The organism is Desulforhabdus sp. TSK, from assembly GCF_022836495.1.
Taxonomy (GTDB): Bacteria; Desulfobacterota; Syntrophobacteria; order Syntrophobacterales; family Syntrophobacteraceae; genus Desulforhabdus.
Window position 1 is genome coordinate 1 of record NZ_BQXM01000252.1, and the last position, 255, is coordinate 255.

The window sequence follows — 255 nt, forward strand, 5'->3', positions numbered from 1 at the left end:
TGGCATTTGACCATCGCCGCGAGAATGAATCCCATAATTTGCGGATGATTTACGGGGTTAAAGATATCCCCTGTGACACCCAGATGCGCACCATAATAGATCCCGTACCGCCGGACGAGCTACGGCCGGCCCACAACGCTGTCTATGCCGCACTGCAAAGGGGCAAGGCCCTCGAAAAAATGCTTTATCTCGAAGAAGGTTACCTCATGCCCATGGACGGTACGGGCTATTTCTCCTCGGATAAGCTTTTCTCTG

Annotated in this window: 1 pseudogene; it reads left to right on the forward strand. The window is 52.5% G+C overall.

Features of this window, described 5'->3' with window-relative positions:
- Positions 1–38: 38 nt before the first annotated feature.
- Positions 39–255, forward strand: a pseudogene (locus tag MWC30_RS22295) (hypothetical protein); the annotation flags it as partial.